The 15,754-nt window shown below is 59.1% G+C and carries 11 protein-coding genes; all 11 read right to left on the minus strand.

Annotated elements, in window-relative coordinates:
* Nucleotides 1-69: 69 nt before the first annotated feature.
* The 11 genes from B7E11_RS06205 to B7E11_RS06260 all read right to left on the minus strand — a co-directional run bounded on the left by B7E11_RS06205 (nucleotide 70) and on the right by B7E11_RS06260 (nucleotide 15,720).
* Nucleotides 70-867 (minus strand): formate/nitrite transporter family protein, encoded by a 798-nt coding sequence (locus tag B7E11_RS06205; RefSeq protein ID WP_080832816.1) that lies wholly within the window; start codon nucleotides 865-867, stop codon nucleotides 70-72.
* Between the two features lie 160 nt (nucleotides 868-1,027).
* On the minus strand, nucleotides 1,028-2,596 hold the full coding sequence (gene pruA / locus B7E11_RS06210) for an L-glutamate gamma-semialdehyde dehydrogenase (protein WP_080832727.1): 1,569 nt from the start codon (nucleotides 2,594-2,596) through the stop codon (nucleotides 1,028-1,030).
* Between the two features lie 556 nt (nucleotides 2,597-3,152).
* Nucleotides 3,153-4,781, minus strand: coding sequence for a catalase (locus B7E11_RS06215; RefSeq protein WP_080832728.1), 1,629 nt, complete (start codon nucleotides 4,779-4,781; stop codon nucleotides 3,153-3,155).
* Between the two features lie 488 nt (nucleotides 4,782-5,269).
* Nucleotides 5,270-6,505 (minus strand): IS110 family RNA-guided transposase, encoded by a 1,236-nt coding sequence (locus tag B7E11_RS06225; protein WP_080832730.1) that lies wholly within the window; start codon nucleotides 6,503-6,505, stop codon nucleotides 5,270-5,272.
* Nucleotides 6,506-7,423: 918 nt separating this feature from the next.
* Entirely contained in the window at nucleotides 7,424-8,335 is a 912-nt protein-coding gene (locus B7E11_RS06230) for a nucleoside hydrolase (protein ID WP_080832817.1), read from the minus strand.
* A 125-nt stretch (nucleotides 8,336-8,460) separates the two neighbouring features.
* Nucleotides 8,461-9,483, minus strand: coding sequence for a bile acid:sodium symporter family protein (locus B7E11_RS06235; RefSeq protein WP_080832731.1), 1,023 nt, complete (start codon nucleotides 9,481-9,483; stop codon nucleotides 8,461-8,463).
* Between the two features lie 242 nt (nucleotides 9,484-9,725).
* Entirely contained in the window at nucleotides 9,726-11,480 is a 1,755-nt protein-coding gene (gene ade / locus B7E11_RS06240) for an adenine deaminase (protein WP_080832732.1), read from the minus strand.
* A gap of 49 nt (nucleotides 11,481-11,529) precedes the next feature.
* Nucleotides 11,530-12,498 (minus strand): nucleoside hydrolase, encoded by a 969-nt coding sequence (locus B7E11_RS06245; RefSeq protein ID WP_080832733.1) that lies wholly within the window; start codon nucleotides 12,496-12,498, stop codon nucleotides 11,530-11,532.
* Nucleotides 12,499-12,554: 56 nt separating this feature from the next.
* Entirely contained in the window at nucleotides 12,555-13,388 is an 834-nt protein-coding gene (locus B7E11_RS06250) for a carbohydrate ABC transporter permease (RefSeq protein WP_080832734.1), read from the minus strand.
* Nucleotides 13,385-14,266, minus strand: coding sequence for a carbohydrate ABC transporter permease (locus B7E11_RS06255; protein ID WP_080832818.1), 882 nt, complete (start codon nucleotides 14,264-14,266; stop codon nucleotides 13,385-13,387). The genes B7E11_RS06250 and B7E11_RS06255 overlap by 4 nt, the downstream gene beginning before the upstream one ends.
* Nucleotides 14,267-14,346: 80 nt before the next feature.
* A complete protein-coding gene (locus B7E11_RS06260) occupies nucleotides 14,347-15,720 on the minus strand; it encodes an ABC transporter substrate-binding protein (RefSeq protein WP_080832735.1) in 1,374 nt (457 codons plus the stop codon).
* Nucleotides 15,721-15,754: the final 34 nt, after the last annotated feature.

Genomic DNA, 15,754 nt, shown 5'->3' on the forward strand with positions numbered 1-15,754 from the left:
GCAAAATGGGGCCAAGTTCGGAATTTGCCGCACGATGCTGAACGCGACCAGCGCCGGTGAATACCCCCTTCATCTTTTCGGCCGTTCTTCGCCCCGCAAAAACGGTTTGTTCGCATAGTAATACATAACCCCCATAAACACGCTTCCGCCGACGACGTTCCCCAGCGTCACGGGGATGAGATTGCGGAGGGCCCCTGCCGCCGTGACGGTCTCCGGGCGATCCAGAGTCAGCGAGACGGCGAAAATCGCCATATTGGCGACGCTATGTTCGTAGCCGGAAACAAAGAAGCAAAAAACGCAAAGCATCATCGCAAACATTTTAGCGCCCTCTCCGCGCATCCTCATCGGCAGAAAAAAGGCGAGGCAGACGAGCCAGTTGCACAAAATCCCGCGAAAAAAAAGCTCCGCTACCGGGGCCGCCGCCTTATGCTCCGCAACCTCCAGCAAAAACCCGCTCGCGGAACGATCGGCAAACAGGCCGGCCAACGCGACGAGCGAGGCAAGCGCGCAGGCTCCAAGCGCGTTTCCGGCATAGGTCGCCGCCCAGAGCTTGCCAACCTCGCCCCAGCCGAGTTTTTTCCGCAGCGCTGCAAAAGCCAGATAAAAGGTGTTGCCGGTAAACAGATCCGCCCCGCCGTAAGAAATAAGCACGATTGCGGCTCCGAACGTCAGCGCGGCGGCGGGGTAAGCGAGCGGAGAGCCGGCCTCGTTAAAATAGTTGCCCGTTTTGAACGCCGCGATGACGCCGATGCCGACGAACATGCCGGCCAACGCGGAACGGGCGGCGTAACGGACGCGACTCTGCCGGTACACGCCGCTTTTTTTCATCGCCAGCTTCTCTACCTGCTCCAGCGCTTCGATTTCCATGCCGCCGCCCCCTTGCGACCGATTTTCCCGGGCGCGGTTCGCGCGCATCGATCGCCCCGCCGCGCCCCGCGACGCAAGACCAGCTTACCACATAACAAAACCGCCGGTTATGATTTGCATCATTGAACCGACGGTCGGGAAAACCTATTTTCGGGAGCGACTATAAAGAGACCGATTGGAGCTTCGCCTGCGTGAACAGCAGCAAGTAATCATGGCCGCCTGCCTTGGAGTCCGTCCCCGACATATTGAAGCCGCCGAACGGATGCGCTCCGACCATCGCGCCGGTGCATTTGCGGTTCACGTACAGATTGCCGCAGTGCATCGTCTCCAGCGCCTCCTCGATTCTCGCCTTGTCTGTCGAGAAAAACGAGCCGGTCAGCCCGAATTCCGTATCGTTGTACAATTCGATCGCCTCTTTGTAATCTTTCGCTTTGCCGATCGCCAGCACCGGCCCGAAAATTTCCTCCTGCATGATGCGGGCCTTGCCGTCGACGTCGGCAAAAACGGTCGGCTGAATGTAGTAGCCGTTCCCTTCGGCCTTGCCCCCTCCCGCAAGCAGCCGGCCTTCTCCTTTCCCGATTTCGATATAGTTTAAAATTTTGTCGTACGAGGCCTTATCGATGACCGGCCCGTTCGGGAAATTTCGCTCCGGCAGCCCGACGTCCAGCCGCTTCGTCAACGCGACGACCTTCTCGACCACCTCGTCGTAAACCGGCTCCACGATAAACGCGCGCGATCCGGCGGAGCATTTTTGCCCCTGGAACCCGAACGCGGAAGCGACGATCGCCTGCGCGGCTTTGTCCAGATCGGCCGTTTCGTCCACGACGATGCCGTCTTTGCCGCCCATCTCCGCGACGAGGCGCTTGATCCAGATTTGGCCTTCCGCCGTTTCGGCCGCGAGCCGGCTGATCCGAAGGCCGACCTCCTTTGAGCCGGTAAAGCTGACGAACCGGGTTTTCGGGTGCGTCGTCAAATAATCGCCGACCTCCGCCCCGCTTCCGGGAACGTAGTTGATGACCCCGGGCGGCAGCCCGACTTCCTCCATCAGCTCGACGAACTTGTGCGCGATGACCGGCGTCGCCGAAGCGGGCTTCAGCAAGACGGCATTGCCGGAAACGACCGCGGCCGCCGTCATCCCCGCGCAAATCGCCAACGGAAAATTCCACGGCGGGATAACGATGCCGACTCCGAGCGGAATGTACTTCAGCTTGTTGTCTTCCCCGGCAAGCTTCGTCAGCGGCATCGTTTCGTTAATCGCGTCGAGACGAAGAATTTCGCGGGCGTAAAACTCGAGGAAATCGATCGCTTCCGCCGTGTCCGCATCCGCCTCCGCGTAATTTTTCCCGGCTTCCAAAATCATCAGGGCGGAAAATTCGTGCTTGCGCTCGCGCAGCAATGCGGCCGCCTTGAACAAATATTCGGCGCGCGCGCGGGCGGGAACGTTTTTCCACGTTTCGAACGTCTTCAGCGCGGTTTGCATCGCGCGTTCGGCAAGCTCCCGCCCCGCCTTGCTCACGCGGCCGACGACTTCGTCGACATTGCCCGGATTGATCGAAACGATTTTTTCTTCCGTAAAAATCCGGTCGGCTCCGATGCGCAGCGGATAATCCCGGCCCATTTCCGATTTCGCTTTGGCAATGGCGGCTTCCATCGCTTTCCGGTTATCCTCCTGGCGAAAATCGACGAACGGCTCGTTTGCAAAAGGACCGATGTCGGCTGTCAGACTCATTCCGAAAACCCCTTCCCTGCCCGTAAAGTGAAAAAGATTGGAAATCGAATGCGTTCGGTTGAATTATACAATGAATACAGTAAGTTGTACATATTTAAACAAATAAATGTTCATGATCACCTAATTTTGTACACTCATAAACATATTTATATGCGAACGGTCGACAAACCGTTCCTGAAAAACGACTTTCTTCGCTCGAACTGCCGGATTCCGGTTGACGAACCGCACGTTATTTGAATTGTGTTCAGTTAAGCGCGCTTCTCTACACATGTTCAATTTTGTACAATGTTAGAGTTTCAGGGCCATTCTTTTCCGGAAAAGATCGCGATTCGCTTGGACGAACGGCCCCCCTTCCTGTGCATTTTCCGTAGCCGACACGAAGTGGGCGTCCGCGGCGTTTCCCGGACGGCGGCGCGGTCTCCCGCCATGGCCGGCACGCCGGGCGCAACCGCAACGCAGGCGCGCGGTCGTCCTTGACCGGCGCCCGCCGCCACGGCAAAAAGGGACGCGCGGCGCTTCGCCGCTTCGTCCCTTTTCCTTTTTCGTATTCGTCCGCTTAATAGCCGTCCGTTTTGTGACCCATGTTTTCCGCCTTTTTCATGGCGGCATCGGCTGCGGCGGTGCTGGTGTGGTTTTTGCCCGCCTGCTCCAGCCCTTCCTTCACCCGCCTGCCGTACTCGGGGTCGGCTTGCGTGAAATACCCGACAAACGTTTCCTGGATGTGCGGCGCGCAGATTTTGAGATTGCTCACCAGGTTGGCGATCAGCTCGTCCTTCTCCACGTCGTCGAACGCGCGGTACGTCTTGCCCGCTTGCGCAAAATCGTTCGTGCGGTCGATTTTTTGCCGAACGAGCTTGGCATCGTAATGCGGTTCGTGGTCGCGCCCGCGCTTCGGGGCCTCTTTCAGCCCGTTAAGCGTGGATGGCTCGTAGTTGATATGCGGATTTTGCCCCGGCGCCATGTCCACCCGGTATTCCATCTGGCCGTCGCGCTGGTTGGTCGCCACGTGCTTTTTCGGCGCGTTGATCGGGAGCTGCAAATAGTTGGTGCCGACCCGGTAACGCTGCGTGTCCGAATACGAGAAGGTGCGGCCCTGCAGCAGCTTGTCGTCGGAGAAGTCGAGACCGTCCACGAGCACCCCCGTCCCGAACGCCGACTGCTCGGTCTCGGCAAAATAATTGAGCGCATTTTGATTGAGCACCATTTTCCCGACCGGCAAAAACGGAAACTGCTCCGGATCCCACAGCTTCGTCGGATCGAGCGGGTCGAAATCGAGCTCGGGATGCTCGTCGTCGCTCATGATTTGCACGCACAGCTCCCATTCCGGGTAGTCTCCCCGTTCGATCGCTTCGTACAAATCCTGCGTCGCATGGTTGTAATTTGTCGCCTGAATCTCGTCGGCTTCGCGCTGCAGCAGGTTTTTGATCCCCTGCTTCAGTGGCTCCCAATGGTATTTCACCAGCACCGCTTCCCCAGCCTGGTTTACCCATTTGTACGTATTCACGCCCGAGCCTTGCATTTGCCGGTAATTGGCCGGGATGCCCCAGGGAGAGAACAGGAACGTGATCATGTGGGTAGCTTCCGGCGTTCCGGCCAGAAAATCGAACATCCGCTCCGGGTCGGGCAGGTTGGTGACCGGATCCGGCTTGAACGAATGCACCATGTCCGGAAATTTGATCGGGTCGCGGATAAAAAAGATTTTCAAATTGTTGCCGACGAGGTCCCAGTTGCCGTCCTCCGTATAAAATTTAACGGCAAACCCGCGCGGGTCGCGCAGCGTTTCGGGGGAATGGGCACCGCCGATGACCGTCGAAAAGCGGACAAAAACGGGCGTGCGCTTCCCTTTTTCCTGGAACAGCTTCGCCCGCGTGTACTTGGAAACGGGCTCGTCGCCGACTTTGCCATAGGCTTCGAAGTAGCCGTGCGCGCCCGCCCCGCGGGCGTGGACGACCCGCTCCGGCACCCGTTCCCGGTCGAAGTGCGAGATTTTTTCGAGAAAATCATAGTTTTCCAGCGTTGTCGGCCCCCGGTTGCCCACCGTTCTCACGTTCTGGTTATCCGTGACCGGATGGCCCTGGCGGTTTGTCAGCGAGCTTTCGTCTTCCCCTTCGGCAAACCGGCTATCCGCCGAGCTGCCGACGCCCGTAACGGCCGTCCCATCTGCGTTCAGGTTATCGTTTTCCATTTTGCGGCGCCTCCTGGACAGTTCAATTTCGATTGCTAGGGTACCCGCTTCCTGAAATTTCATGCATTTCCAACGTATCCGACCCGTGGCCGCAAGAAGAAAACGGCTTGCCGTCGCCCGCTGGCTCGGCTTCCCTTGCTCGGCTTGTCTTCGTAGGACTTTGTCAGATTTCGTCCAATCGAGAGCGGCTTTTGCGCACCCGCGCGCTCGACCGGCCGTTCTCGTTGGATTTTGTCCAAGCGGGCGAGGCCCTTTTCGATGATTCCGCCCGTATTTCCGTTGCTCGTTGGATAAAATCCACTATAGACCGAGGTTTCCTCGTTTTTCGCTCCGCTCATTGGACAAGATCCAGCCTAAGCTGCTGGTGCAGGTTTTTCATATTTGCCGAGGGGGCGACATGAGTCATTTTTTATACGAAAATGAAGTGCCGTAAGAAGGCAAAAAAAAGACCCACTCCCCCGAAATCTCAACCCTAATTTTTTTAAAATTTAGGTTGTTCCAGTAGGTTTCAAATCGACATTATATCCAAGCTGGTGCAACTGTTTCGTTAAACGTTCCACCATCTTGGAGGTCGACTCCTGAAATACGATGGATTCAATTTCCTGGTAATTTACCCGGTCTCGAAGCATCGCATAGGCGATTCGCAAAATCAGATGGGCTGTGGCGACAGCTGCTTTTTGGTCACCTCGGCGCTTTCTTACCCTCCTGAAATAGTCGCCAATTCGGTTGCTGCTTCTAGCGTTTGCCCATGCCGCTTGGCATAAGATCCCTTTTGCATATTTGTTCCCTTTACGGGCTTTAGCTTTTTTTTTCACGCCTGCACTTTCGTTGTTCCCAGGGGCTACACCGACCCAAGAGGCCAGCTTGGCATCTGACGAGAAATGCTTAGCCGCATTAGGCGTAATTTCAGCCAGCAGCGTGATTGCCGCTGTGCGATCCATGCCGGGAATCGTATCTAGCAATTTCACCTCTTCTTCGTATGGTTGGATCAGCACTTGAACTTTCTCTTCTAACCGCCCAATTTGATCCTCGAGAAACTTCAGGTGCTCCAGGTGGTACTTGATCATTTCGCGATGATGTTTCAGCAGCTTACCATTCAGTGCGTCCATGAGTGGTTTGACTTTCTTCTTCAACTGGGATTTGACGAGCTGGCGAACTTCCGCCTCCTCCAATACCTCGCCGTCGACAAGTCGGTCTAATAAAGCCCGGCCGGAGACGCCAAACAAATCGGACATAAAGGTGGTGAGCTTGATGTTGGCATCCTGCAAGATTTTGTGAACACGGTTCTTCTCGGAGGTCGTTTGCTGCACCAGTTTGCGACGATACCGCGTCAAGTCCCGAAGCTCACGGATTTCTTGTGGGGCGACCATGCTGGGTTGTACCAACCCGCAGCGGTGCAACTGGGCGATCCACTGTGCGTCTTGAACGTCGGTTTTACGTCCCGGCATCTTTTGAATCTGCCGTGCATTGGCGAGAGTCAATTCACAGGTGGACTCCAGGACGTTCCATATTGGCTTCCACAGCACACCGGTGCTCTCCATCGCTACCTCTCGGCACTCGCGCTCCTCGAGCCAATCCTGCAACTCCAGCAATTCGCGGGTAGTGGTACCGAACGTGCGGATTTCGGACTTGGGTTTGTGTTCCAACGAACCCGACAAGACGCATGCAACTACGGTTTCCTGATGGACATCCAGACCAGCACAAATTTGACGTACAGCATCCATACCAACACCCTCTTGTTTCAGATTAAACAGACCATGCAGTCCTAAAGGAGAGAGTTTATACGCGTCTTTAGGGACAATGGGCGGCTCTCGCAAACTGCAATAAGACGGATTACTCAACGGGGGACCAATAAATTTCCGTCTTTTGATCTGTTCATTATCTGTTTGTCCAGAATGTAAGAAGGATAAAAGGACGCGTACGACCACATTTTCATCTATGGCGGTGACGGTAACGTCATAGGGGATTACTCAACTGCGTGCAGGGGGTATGTGCACGGCGGGCCGAGATGAGTCGCCACGACTCAATTGGATCGACTGTGGGCGTGCGACGGCGGCGAAATGAGTCATTTTTACTCAAATGCGTGCGGCGGTATGGGCATGGCGGGCCGAGATGAGCCGCCACGACTCAATTGGATCGACTGTGGGCGTGCGACGGCGGCGAAATGAGTCATTTTTACTCAACTGCGTACGGCGGTATGGGCATGGCGGGCCGAAATGAGTCGCCACGACTCAACTGGATTGACTGTGGGCGTGCGGCGGCGGCGACATGAGTCATTTTTACTCAAATGCGTGCGGCGGTATGGGCATGGCGGGCCGAGATGAGCCGCCACGACTCAATTGGATCGACTGTGGGCGTGCGGCGGCGGCGACATGAGTCATTTTTACTCAAATGCGTGCGGCGGTATGGGCATGGCGGGCCGAAATGAGTCGCCACGACTCAATTGGATCGACTGTGGGCGTGCGGCGGCGGCGACATGAGTCATTTTTACTCAAATGCGTGCGGCGGTATGGGCATGGCGGGCCGAAATGAGTCGCCACGACTCAATTGGATCGAGGAGGGCCGAGCCCGGAACGACTTCATGAAAAAAGGCCGCCCCGAAGGACGGCCCTGACTTCCATGCGAAGAAGCTTCGCGCTCGCTCAAATGACCCGGTCGGCAAAATGCTCGAGGAACTCCTGCGCCTTGACGCCCACGCAAACGCGAAGGTTCGGCTTCCCGTCCGGCAGCTCGGCCGTTCGCCCAAGCTCCTCCTCGTTCAGCAGCACCTGCACGTTCAGCATTTCGGTCGTCACGAAATCGGGGTTGACGGCGACGCCGACGGCAAGCGGATCGTGAAGGCCGCACCCGCCCTTGCCCGGATGAATCGTTTCGTAAAAGCCGATATAAAATTCCGTCACCTCGGCCAGAAAACCTCCGAGCTCGGGATCTTTTCGCCGCCAAACATCAACCCGGTCGCGCCCGAGCATCGTCTGGAGCGTCACGTCCAGGCCGACCAGCGTAATCGGCAGCCCGGAGCGGAACACGACGTCCGCCGCCTCGGGATCGCTGTGGATGTTCGCCTCCGCATAAGGAGACACATTGCCCGCCACTCGAACGGCGCCGCCCATAATGACGACATCGCCGACGAGCGGGACGATGCCGGGATCCTTCTGCACCGCAAGCGCGAGATTCGTCAGCGGCCCGACGGCCACGATTGTCACTTGCCCCGGGAGGCCGCGCACCTGCTCGATGATAAAATCGACGGCATGCCGGCCGTCGGGCCGGCGTTTCGGCTCGATATCGAGCACGTTGCCGAGACCTTTTTCGCCGTGAATGTGGCGAACGGCTTCCTTGCGCTTGCGCTTCAGCGGGTCCGACGCTCCGGCCAGCACCGGCGCGTCCACTCCCAGCTTTTCCAGCATGTACAGCGTATTGCGAGTCGCTTCGTCCACCGGAACATTGCCGAAGCATGTCGTCAGCCCGAGCAGACGCAGCTCGGGAGAACGGGCCGCGTACGCGATCGCCAGCGCGTCGTCGACTCCCGTATCCACGTCGAGAATAATCGGTTTCACCAAATGTTCGCACCTCTTGTCGAATCTGATTGCTGTCCACTCAAGTGTAGCTTAAATCCTCTCCCGTTCCAACCCCGCCAAACGGCTCGATCCTTTCGCCGGTCCCACGGCCGGTCCCGCGGCCGCTACGCCCGGTCGGAGACGGCCGCCCCCGCCCCCGGCAGGCTGCCGCTTTGCAGCTTGTTCAGCCGCGCGTCCTTGCGGGCGAGCCGGTAGCCGAACAGAGCCGCCAGCAGTTGCTGGAACAGCATGCCGGAGATGACGGGCAGCGACACGGCGGCCGGGAAGTACTGCACCGCAATGACGGCCCCGGCGCTAATGTTGCGCATGCCGGCGTTGAACTGCATGGCGACGGAGTCTTCCCGGTTCCATCTCAGCAGCGAGGAAACGCCCCAGCCGATCAGGTAGCCGACGACGGCCGTGCCCAGCGTCACGGCGACGACGACCGCGAGATGGTTGTCGAACCGCCGGAAATACGGCGCGATGACGGAGCCGTTGATGACGACGACGACGAACATGCCGATTTTGACGAACGGGGCCAGCGACGGTCCCCATGCGGCGTTTACTTTTCCCTTCGTCCACTGGTTGACCAGCATGCCGGCCAGCGAAGGCAGCACGATCATCCACAGCAAGCCCTGCATCATTTCCCAAACCTGAATTTCGACCGTCTGGCCCATCAGCACGTACAAGCTGGCCGGCACCACGAGCGGCGAGAGCAGCGTATCGATCAAAATGAGCGACAGCGTAAGCGCGAGGTTGCCCCTGTAGATGGATACCCAGACGACGCTCACCACCCCGGTCGGCAGAACGAACAGCAGCAGGCAGCCCATGGCCGTAAGCGGATCGTCCGGAAAAAACAACTTCCCCGATAGCCAGCCCGCGCAAGGCATGACAACGTGCAAAATAAGCAAAATCGTCAGAAGCTTCCAAGGACGGTAAAGCTCCCGCCCGATATCCCCGAAGCTGGACTTCAAGCTCCCGATAAACGTCATGCCGGCAAAAATCCACGGCACCAAATACTCGTAAGAGCTCACCCGCGTCGAAAGCAATACCCCGATGACGATGGCGGACGGCGTCAGCAGCGGCATGATTTTTTCCAGAACGGCATTCAATCTGATCAAAAAAGCGACGACTCCCGATCGCACCATGAACGCATCTCCTTTTGCGAAAGCCCTTTGTCCATTATACCTGCAATCGGACGCAAGGGGGGCGGCGGGGCGATCGGAATTCGTTATGCGAGTGCAAACAATCGTTTATCCAAAAAACAAAACACGCCTGCAAAGGCGTGTCGATAAGCGACTCCTCATTCGTCCCGCGTTGCCGCGGAGCGCCCCCGGCTCGGTCAGGGCCCGACCGGAAGCCCGCTCCGCCGGATCCGATAGACGGCCATTCAATCCAGGCCTGTCGGAACGTGCCGGAACGCTTCGGTGTCGAACAAGCCGAGGTCGGTCAGCTTGAGCTCCGGAATGACGGGCAGGCAGAGGAAGGATAAGGTCAAAAACGCGTTAAACTCCTCGCTCGCTCCGATCCGCGTCAGCGCCCGGTTCAGCGCTTCGATCTCGCGCACGATGTCCCCGTAAGGCCGCGCGGTCATGAGGCCCGCGATTTCCAGCGGCAGCGAAGCGATCGGCTCCCCGTCGTCGACGACGACCAGCCCGCCGCCCATCCGGCCCAAAGCGTCGACGGCCGCCAGCATATCGCGGTCCGTCGCGCCGACGCAGACAAGGTTGTGCGAGTCGTGCGCGACCGTCGACGCGATCGCCCCGCGCCGGAGCCTGAATCCGCTCACGATGCCCAGCCCGACGTTGCCCGTGCCGCGATGCCGCTCGATCACGGCCATCTTCAGCAAATCGCGGGGGGTCGAAGCCTTGAAGACGCCATCCACCGCGTCCGCCTCGACGATTCGCTTGCGCGTTACGATCGAGTTGGGGATGACCTCGATGACGCGGACGTTGCCGGACGGTCCGACGGCAATGCGCAGATCCTCTTCGCGCAGCCTGGGCAGGCGCACCGTGCCGGTCAGCGCCGGCGGGACCGGACGCGAAGCCTCCGCCCGCGATCCCGCTACGACCCGCCCGTCCTCCGCGACCAGCTCGCCGGCGCGGTAGACCTGGCGGATCGTCATGTTCTCCAGGTCGTCGACGATCAGCAGATCGGCGGCATAGCCCGGAGCGACGGCGCCGAGGCCTTGCAGGCCGAAGCATTCGGCGGCGTTCAGCGTCGCGATCCGGATCGCCCGCAGCGGGTCCATGCCGTGCCGAATCGCCAGACGGATGTGATGATCGATGCTGCCTTCGGCGACCAGCTCGTCCAAATGCTTGTCGTCCGTGCAAAAGGCGAACCGCCGCTCGTTGCCCGCATTGACCGCGGGAAGCAGCGCCGCGAGATTTTTCGCGGCGGAGCCTTCGCGCATCAGCACGTACATGCCGCGCCGCACGCGGTCCAGCGCCTCCTCCGGCGTCGTGCACTCATGATCCGTGCGGATGCCGGCCGCCCGGTAGACGTCGATGGCGCCCGGGCCGAGTCCGGAACCGTGGCCGTCGACGGGAACGCCCCGGCCGGCCGCGTCCGCCAGCTTGTCCAGCATATCTTCGCGGGCCTCGGCCACGGCCGGGTAGTCCATCACCTCCGCCAGGCCCAGCACTCCCGGCCGGCCGTAATACGGGGACAGATCCGGCGCCGCCAATTCCGCCCCCGCGTTTTCGAACGGGGTGGCCGGCACGCAGGACGGCAGCATGAACAGCACGTTCAACGGCAGCCCGCGCGAGGCATCCAGCATATAATCCAGGCCTGCCGTCCCGCAAACGTTGGCGATTTCATGCGGATCGGCGACGACGGTCGTCACCCCGTGGGGAAGCACGACCTTGGCGAACTCCGCCGGCGTCGCCATCGAAGATTCGATGTGGACGTGCCCGTCGATCAACCCCGGGCAGACATACCGTCCTTGCGCGTCAATCACGGTTTTCCCCTCATAGGATCCGATCCCGACGATGACTCCGTCGCGAATCGCGACGTCCCCGCGGATCGCCTCGAGCCCGAAGACGTCCACGATTCGTCCGTTCCGAATGACGACATCGGCCGGCTCCCGGCCGGTTGCCGCCATAATCCGTTTGCGCAATTGCTCGCGATTCGCCTCGCCGCTCATGGGCTCTCCCCCTTTTAATGGAACAGCCCGCCCGATTTTCCGGAACGGTTTACTGCTCCTGCTCCAACACGCCGACCAGCAAATCCAGGAACCGCTCGCTGTCCAGGCCGGAAGCGGCATAGATCGACTGCAAATGCTCCCAGCGAAAATGATCCCGACGGTCCCATACGGTCTGTCCGAGCGTCAATGGACTAACCTTCTCCACGGCCACCTTGATTTCCTGCGTCTCAAGCAGGCTCGGATCGATAATCGAAGCGATCGCGACCGAATCGATAATGCCCGAGCTGGAATCGAAGCTTCCGACGGTCGAGCCTTCCTTCACGTACCGGTCGATCCCCAGCATGTATTTCGCTTCCTTCGAGGTCGCCCGCCGCAGCCGGTCGTAATGCCTTTCCTTGAAGTTGATGTCCGGATGATAGGCCACGTCAAGCCCGACCGCGGTCACTTTGGCGCCGCAGCCGAAGACGATCTCCGCCGCTTCCGGATCGACGTACACATTCCATTCGCTCGCCGGGTTGTCGCCCGTCGCGTTTCGGAACGCGTATTCGTTGAACCCGAACGCGCCGCCGATCAGCACGATTTCCTTCACCGCCGCCGCCAGTTCCGGCTTTCTCATGAACGCGAGCGCCAGGTTCGTCAGCGGACCGAGCGCGGCGATCGTCACTTCGCCGGGATGCTTCATCACCGTCTCGATGATTAAATCGGGGGCGAACATATCCAGCGCCTTCAGGCGGGGAGGGGCGAAAAAGTGATTGCCCAGCCCGTCTTCGCCGTGGGAATACGGGTCCTTCGGAAACGGCCGGACGAGCGGCTTGTTCATGCCCTTCGCCACCGGAATGTCTGTTTCGTTCATGAATTCCAGTATTTTCAAGGCGTTCTCGCAGGTCCGATCTGCGATCAGGTTTCCGCTCGTCGCCGTAATGGCCATGACCTCGATGTCGGGATGCTTCAACGCCAGCATGATCGCAATCGAATCGTCGATCCCGGGATCGCAGTCGATCAGTACTTTTTTTGCCATCTTTCCAAACGTCCTCCTCTATGCGTGTTGCGATTGCGGCCGTCCGCCGGGCGGCGTCACTTGACGCTCCCCTGGGTCAAACCGCTGACCAGATATCTCTGAAAAAAGACGGTGAGCAAAACGACCGGCAGACTGGACACGATGCCGGCGGCGGACATCAGCCCGCGATCCAGCCCCTTCTGGCTCACGAGCGTGCTGGTCAGCACCGGCATCGTGCGCGTGTTTTCTCCGGTAAGCGTGACCGCAAACAAAAACTCGTTCCAGCAGAAAATGAAGCAGATGAGCGCCGTGGCGGCGATCCCCGGCATAAGCACGGGCAGCACGACCGTCCGGATCGCCCGAAAACGCGTGCAGCCGTCGATCATGGCCGCCTCCTCCGTATCGGCGGGAAGCGCCGCGAAAAAGCCGCGCAGCAGCCAGATGACGAGCGCCATATTAAGCGCGCAATAGGTGATGATCAGCAAAAAATGCGTATCCAGCAGCTTGACCCGATAGGCGAACAGAAAAATCGGCACGATGATGACGACGGGCGGAATCATCCGGGTCATGAGCAGCAGATTCGGCAGCAGCGCGCCGCCGGTGCGAAACCGTTCGATCGAATAGGCGGCGAACACGCCCGCCCCGACCGTCACGAGGGTCGCGACTCCCGCGATCAGCAGGCTGTTCGTCAGGCTGGGCACGAAATCCGGATGCTTGAACAGCGTCAGGTAGCTCTCGAAGGTCGGGCTTTTCGGAATCCAGACGGGCGGTATCGCCATCTGGTCGACCGGCCGCTTAATGGAAGCGAGAAGCACCCAGACGATCGGAAGCATGAAAAACACGAAAAACAAGGCGAGCGCGAGCGTACGGATGCTTTTGAGCGCATTCCTTCGGGCGCGTCTTGGGTTCATCGTTTGCTCCCTCCTTTGTTCGTCCAGGAGAGCAAGCCGAAAATAACGACGGAAAGCAGGATCATGACGGCGGCGGAAATCGCGGAAGCGTAGCCCATGTCATAGCGGCTGAAGGCGATCTTGTAGTTGTACAAGGACACGAGCTCCGTCGCGGAGCCCGGCCCCCCGCTGGTCAAAATGTACACCAGGTCGAACGTCCGCATCGCGTCCATGCCGCGCAGAATGGCAACGGCCGCAAGACCCGGCCCGAGCAGCGGCAGGGTAATCGACCGCAATTCCCGCCACCAGCCCGCCCCGTCCATTTTCGACGCTTCGTAAATCTCCCCGGGTATCCCTTGCAAGTTCGCCAGCACCAGAATCATGACGAACGGGCTCCACTGCCACAGATCGGCGACGATGACCGAAACCATCGCCCAATTCGCGTCGGTAAGCAGCTTGGTGGTGTCGAACGGAATATGGAGCGCGTTAAAAATCCCTTCCAGCGGCGTAAAATCCGGCAGCAGGAAAATGCGCCAGGCCACGCCGACCACGACGGGAACCATCATCATCGGCACCATGAACGCGACCCGGAAAAACGTCCTTCCCCACACCTCGCCGCGAAGCAGGAGCGCAAGCAGCGTTCCGACGACCATTTCTCCCGCTACCGCGCCGAGCGTAAACACGACGCTACGGCCCATCGAACGGTAAAAATTCGCATCCTCCAGCAGTCTCGCGAAATTGTCGAGCCCGGCGAAGCGGATGCCCAAATCCGGCCGCAGAAGGGGATAGGAGAAAAAGCTTAACCCCACGGCCGCGGCGATCGGAACGAGCAGAACGGCGACGATGATGACAATGCCCGGCAGGACATACCGGACCTTCCCTTTTGCGAGCGACGACAAACCGGCATACACCACCTAACCGTGAAAAGTGAAGAGAAGGAAGCCGTCTTCCTTCTCCTGAATGTCTTTCTTTTGAAAAATTAATAGCCGTGCGAAGTCATCAGTTCGTCGAATTCGTCCGCCGCCTGCTTCAGCGCGTTTTCGGCCGTATCTCCCCCGTAGAGGAACTTGGTGATCGCCGCCGGCAAAATATCGCCGGTAATCGTCGCGCCTTCCGGAATGAGCGGCAGCGGCTCGAGCCGGAACGAATTCATGATGTCGGCATGCGGAGCGTAGTAGCCGTATTCGGCGGCGAGCGAGCCCGTCAACGCGGACGAGCGGGCCGGGATGTTGCCGACAGGAGCGGCTTTTTCCAGCATTTCCTGGCTTGTCGCGAACTCGATCCACTGGAACGCTTCTTCCTTCGCCTCCGACGCCTTCGTCACCGAGAACCCGAACGGCAGATAGAACCGTTTGATGCCCTCGGCATTGCCGTCGTTCGTCGGAATGGCCGAGAAGCCGACCTTGCCGACAACCTTGGATTGATTCGGATCCTGGGCGGCCTGCGCCACGGTCGTAGCCATTTCCGCCATCGCGCTGCGGCCTTGCAGGAATTCGCCCATCGCTTCCGTCCAGCCGTATTGCTTGGCGGCAGGGGACGCGTATTCGAACAGCTCCTTCAGATCGTTCAGCGCGTTGACGCCCGCTTCATTGTTGAATTGCTGTTTGTATTCCGCATCGTAAAGATCGCCGCCGTAATTAAAGAGGCGGTTGTAGAAGCCGAAGCCGACCAGAATGCTTTGTTGGCCCATGAGCGTGACCCCGCTCAAATTTTCGTCCGGACGGTTGAAAAACTCGGCGATCTCCTTATATTCCTTCATCGTCTTCGGCGGCGCCAAGTCATAGCCGTATTTGGCTTTGAACGCTTCCTTCTCGGCCGGATCCTCGAACAGGTCCGTCCGGTACAGGATGCCGTGCGTTTCGTTCATATAAGGAACGAAGTACAGCTCTTCGTTCTCCCCGTAATAGGCGTTCTCGATGCCCGGGAAGTCGTCCAGCTCGAGCTGGTCCAGCTTGTCCTGGGCCGTGGCGATCGGATCGAGGTAACCCGCGACCTGGTATTGGGACACCCAGCCGATCGGGATATAGGCCAGATCGAAGTCCACGCTTCCGGACGTGAACTTGAGCGTCAGCTGCTGCTGGTATTGGTCGTAAGGAAGCTCGACCACGTTGACCTTGACGTTATACTTGGCCTCGAAATCCGGAATAATGCTTTTGAACGCGTCGGCATGGGAGCTTTGCTCGGCCATGATCGTCAGCGTTTTGGGCTCGGACGAGGCTCCTTCCTGTCCGCCGGCGGACGGGGATGCCGTGCCTGCGTTGCCCGAATTGCCCGAGTTGCCTCCGCAGGCGGCAAGCAGGCCGACGATGATCGATACGACGAGCAGCAGCGCGATTTTTCTGGTTTTGAACATAAGCGGCGTACGCTCCTTTTTCTCCGGATGTGTT

Source organism: Cohnella massiliensis (assembly GCF_900169535.1).
Classification (GTDB): Bacteria; Bacillota; Bacilli; order Paenibacillales; family Paenibacillaceae; genus Cohnella; species Cohnella algarum.